The 2,667-nt window shown below is 49.0% G+C and carries 3 protein-coding genes; 1 reads left to right on the top strand and 2 read right to left on the bottom strand.

Annotated elements, in window-relative coordinates; genetic code table 11:
• Window positions 1-81: 81 nt before the first annotated feature.
• Window positions 82-480 carry a thiol-disulfide oxidoreductase DCC family protein gene (locus KW93_RS13030; RefSeq protein ID WP_033543468.1) on the bottom strand — a complete coding sequence of 133 codons (399 nt, stop codon included), beginning with the start codon at window positions 478-480 and terminating at the stop codon, window positions 82-84.
• Between the two features lie 15 nt (window positions 481-495).
• Window positions 496-1,044, bottom strand: coding sequence for a TraR/DksA C4-type zinc finger protein (locus KW93_RS13025; RefSeq protein WP_033543467.1), 549 nt, complete (start codon window positions 1,042-1,044; stop codon window positions 496-498).
• Window positions 1,045-1,268: 224 nt separating this feature from the next.
• Here KW93_RS13025 and KW93_RS13020 point away from each other — a divergent pair, with 224 nt between their 5' ends.
• The gene (locus KW93_RS13020) at window positions 1,269-2,576 is read left to right on the top strand and encodes a cytochrome P450 (RefSeq protein ID WP_033543466.1); all 1,308 of its coding nucleotides are present in this window, start codon (window positions 1,269-1,271) and stop codon (window positions 2,574-2,576) included.
• Window positions 2,577-2,667 lie beyond the last annotated feature (91 nt).

Below are 2,667 nucleotides of genomic sequence, written 5' to 3'. Positions count from 1 at the left end.
AGAGCTGGGTCGCCGGAGTCTGGACAATAGGAAGAAAGAAAAGCCCGCAGCGGAAAGTTTTCCGTTGCGGGCTCCTGTTTTTTATTTATCCAAAAATCGCTTGCGGATATGCGGCGGCGGCAGTGCGCAGCTGTTGAGCTTTCCGAACACTTTATAGCGGTTTTTGGCGATGACGTCATAAGCGCCATCGCGGATTGCAGCCGGAAACGGACGCAGATGATACGCCAGCTTCCACAGGCCGGTAAGGTGGCGTGAAATTCGCAGCGCCCCTTCCGATTTAACGAAAGCTTCGCCGTTCTGTATCAGCACCAGACTGTCCACATCGTCCGGAATATTGTATTCCCGGGACAGTTTTTCACCGACTTCACTTTGCAGTGAAGCAAAATGGAAATAACCGGCCGGATCATGATTGATGATAAATTGGACACTCGAATCACAGAAATTACAATCGCCATCAAACAATACTATTGCATGGTCCATTGTCTTTTCCTCCTTTTAGCCTTTTTCGTCTTCTCCTTCACCATCATAAAAATCTCCCATCTGTTCATCATTCCCCGGTTGATCCTGAGGGCCATCCGAAGAACCGAAATCTTCAACATCTTCAAAGCTGTTTGTAAAGTCACGAAGCCGGCCATCTTCTTTTTCCACTGGCTGATCCGTGGATCCTTGAAGAACATCTTCTTCAACAGGGCGGCTTTCAAGATCCAGATCGTTGCTCGCATGATCAATGCAGGTCAAAGCGGTCGGAAGAGCCTCCATCCGTTCATAAGGAATTTCTTTGCCGCATTCGACACATTTCCCGTACGTTCCTTCTTCCATCGCCGCAAGAGCCGCTTTAATGTCGGCTATTTCCTCTTCCTTGAATTGCGTCAGCGCCATCCCTCTTTCCTGATCAAAAAGATCGGTGGCATTATCCGCCGGGTGATTATCGTAATTCGAAAGCTCAGTGGTATCAAACTCTTCCGTATGTTCGACACGGTCTTCCAGTGATTCTAATTGGTCAGTCAATTGTTTCTTCAATTGTTCCATCTGTTGGTCTGTCATCCCGATTCCTCCTAAAAAACTGCTTGTACTTTATATTTCCTAAATGGTAGAAATCAAACCTGTCGAATCAATCGTCGGACCGGTCAAATCACTACCGCGCCGACTTCATTTCCGGTCGTCCCTCTGCAGTCGCCCGCGTTTAGACGGAGCCTGTACGGGTATGGGTTTTAATATATACATTTGCTTTCTGCCACTCGACATTATTTAAAGGAGGAAATAAATCAATGCGAGTAAAAAAGCCGATTCCGAAAACAAAAGAGTTCGACAGCACCCTGTCTTTGATCAATGAAGGCTTCAATTTTTTGCCGAGCCGAAGGAAGGAACTCGAATCCGACATTTTTGAAACCCGATTACTCGGAGGAAAATCCCTGTGCATCGCCGGCGAAGAAGCGGCCGCAGTTTTTTATGACAATAAATACTTCAGACGGGCCGGGGCTGCTCCAAAACCTTTAAAGAAGACCTTATTGGGTGAGGGCGGAATCCACGGACGTGACGGTGAAGACCACCATCATCAGAAGCGCATGTTTTTGTCCATGATGACGCCAGAGCGGTTAGAGGATATGAAACGGCTGGCCATTGAAGAGCTGGATCGGAAAGCTTCGCAGTGGGAAAACATGGATGAGGTTCTGTTGCTCGATGAAATTGAAGAAGTGTTGGCACGTTCCGTTATGAACTGGGCGGGGCTGCCTTTGAAAGAAAGCGAAGTGAAGCAGCGCACGCAGGAGCTTGTGGCAATGGTGGATTCTTTCGGAGGATCACTCACAAGGTTCAAAGAAGGGGCTGAAGCGCGCAAGAGCCACGAAGAGTGGCTGAAAGGCATCATCAAGGACATCCGGAACCGGGTTTACTCGCCTCCTTCCCATACTGCCGCCTATATTGTCGCCATGCAAAAGAGTCCGGAAGGGAAACTGCTGGATCTCGATGTGGCCGCCGTCGACTTGAATAATGCCTACCGACCGATAATTGCAGCAGCCTATCTGATTGTTTTTGGTGCTTTGGCCATTCACGAATACCCTGAAATGAAACCAAAATTGCAGGCGGATGAGAATAATTTCAGCAAGCTGTTCGCCCAGGAAGTGCGCCGTTATTATCCGTTTGCTCCTGCAATGGCCGCAAAAGCAAACCGTGATTTCGTGTGGCATGGGTATCACGTGAAGGAAGGCATGCTAGTTGTACTCGATCTTTTCGGTACAAACCGTCATCCGGATCATTGGAACCGCGCCGATGAATTCATCCCTGAGCGCTTTGAAAATTGGAAAGGCAGCCCCTTTGCCTTTGTGCCGCAGGGCGGCGGCGATGTCCATGCCGGCCATCGCTGCGCGGGCGAATGGATGACGGTGATGGTGATGCAGGCATTCTTTAAATATTTGACGGAGAACATCACCTATAAAGTGCCGGAACAGGATTTGACATACGATATGAACCGTATGCCGACCATGCCAAAGAGCCGTTTCATCATCAACGATGTGGTGAAAATTCGGCAGTCACCCGAGAACGTCATCAATCACCGCCACAGCCAGACGGTAATGTGAAATAGAAAAGCGAAAGCGCCCGTTAAGCTCTGAAAGGCATAAGGCGACCCAGCGAAGTGGCGTTCTCTGCCACGCAGCTGGTTTGACTTAT

This window comes from Planococcus sp. CAU13 (assembly GCF_000775575.1).
Lineage (GTDB): Bacteria > Bacillota > Bacilli > Bacillales_A > Planococcaceae > Planococcus.
Note: the sequence above shows the minus strand (reverse complement) of the source record. Positions and strands in the feature narration are given on the sequence as shown.

Bases quoted from the DNA above. Each gene is read 5' to 3' on its own strand.
- KW93_RS13030 (WP_033543468.1), bottom strand. From the start codon at position 480: ATGGACCATGCAATAGTATTGTTTGATGGCGATTGTAATTTCTGTGAT.
- KW93_RS13025 (WP_033543467.1), bottom strand. From the start codon at position 1,044: ATGACAGACCAACAGATGGAACAATTGAAGAAACAATTGACTGACCAA.
- KW93_RS13020 (WP_033543466.1), top strand. From the start codon at position 1,269: ATGCGAGTAAAAAAGCCGATTCCGAAAACAAAAGAGTTCGACAGCACC.